Annotated in this window: 1 rRNA gene; it reads left to right on the forward strand. The window is 51.4% G+C overall.

Annotated features, from left to right (window positions below):
* The first annotated feature begins 99 nt into the window (after nt 1–99).
* Nucleotides 100–1,674: ribosomal RNA gene (locus H5993_RS09095) — 16S ribosomal RNA — on the forward strand.
* Nucleotides 1,675–1,742: the final 68 nt, after the last annotated feature.

The raw sequence follows: 1,742 nt of genomic DNA on the forward strand, positions 1-1,742 counted from the left end.
AATCAAATGTGTAGGGTCCTTGATCTTAATGATCGAGGCAAAACATTTGCGAAGTCAATTCGCTTAATTTATTTTTGAGAGCTATCTCAAATTCTTGTTTTATATGAGAGTTTGATCCTGGCTCAGGATGAACGCCGGCGGTGTGCCTAATACATGCAAGTCGTACGCGTTGGCCCAACTGATTGATGATGCTTGCATCTGATTGACGTTGGTTTACCAACGAGTGGCGGACGGGTGAGTAACACGTAGGCAACCTGCCCAGAAGCGGGGGACAACATTTGGAAACAAGTGCTAATACCGCATAACAACATTAACCGCCTGGTTAATGTTTAAAAGATGGTTTCGGCTATCACTTCTGGATGGGCCTGCGGCGCATTAGCTTGTTGGTAAGGTAATGGCTTACCAAGGCAATGATGCGTAGCCGAGTTGAGAGACTGATCGGCCACAATGGAACTGAGACACGGTCCATACTCCTACGGGAGGCAGCAGTAGGGAATCTTCCACAATGGGCGCAAGCCTGATGGAGCAACACCGCGTGAGTGAAGAAGGGTTTCGGCTCGTAAAGCTCTGTTGTTGAAGAAGAACATGCTAGAGAGTAACTGTTCTAGTATTGACGGTATTCAACCAGAAAGTCACGGCTAACTACGTGCCAGCAGCCGCGGTAATACGTAGGTGGCAAGCGTTATCCGGATTTATTGGGCGTAAAGCGAGCGCAGGCGGTTTTCTAAGTCTGATGTGAAAGCCTTCGGCTTAACCGAAGAAGTGCATCGGAAACTGGATGACTTGAGTGCAGAAGAGGGCAGTGGAACTCCATGTGTAGCGGTGGAATGCGTAGATATATGGAAGAACACCAGTGGCGAAGGCGGCTGCCTGGTCTGCAACTGACGCTGAGGCTCGAAAGCATGGGTAGCGAACAGGATTAGATACCCTGGTAGTCCATGCCGTAAACGATGAGTGCTAGGTGTTGGAGGGTTTCCGCCCTTCAGTGCCGCAGCTAACGCATTAAGCACTCCGCCTGGGGAGTACGACCGCAAGGTTGAAACTCAAAGGAATTGACGGGGGCCCGCACAAGCGGTGGAGCATGTGGTTTAATTCGAAGCTACGCGAAGAACCTTACCAGGTCTTGACATCTTGCGCCAACCCTAGAGATAGGGCGTTCCCTTCGGGGACGCAATGACAGGTGGTGCATGGTCGTCGTCAGCTCGTGTCGTGAGATGTTGGGTTAAGTCCCGCAACGAGCGCAACCCTTGTTACTAGTTGCCAGCATTTAGTTGGGCACTCTAGTGAGACTGCCGGTGACAAACCGGAGGAAGGTGGGGACGACGTCAGATCATCATGCCCCTTATGACCTGGGCTACACACGTGCTACAATGGACGGTACAACGAGTTGCGAACTCGCGAGGGCAAGCTAATCTCTTAAAACCGTTCTCAGTTCGGACTGCAGTCTGCAACTCGACTGCACGAAGTCGGAATCGCTAGTAATCGCGGATCAGCATGCCGCGGTGAATACGTTCCCGGGCCTTGTACACACCGCCCGTCACACCATGGGAGTTTGCAATGCCCAAAGTCGGTGGGGTAACCTTTTGGAGCCAGCCGCCTAAGGCAGGGCAGATGACTGGGGTGAAGTCGTAACAAGGTAGCCGTAGGAGAACCTGCGGCTGGATCACCTCCTTTCTAAGGAATTAATCGGAAACCTACACAGCGTTGAAACTTTGTTCAGTTTTGAGGGGTTTACCTCTCAA

It is taken from the genome of Limosilactobacillus alvi, from assembly GCF_016900115.1.
GTDB classification, from domain to species: Bacteria; Bacillota; Bacilli; order Lactobacillales; family Lactobacillaceae; genus Limosilactobacillus; species Limosilactobacillus alvi.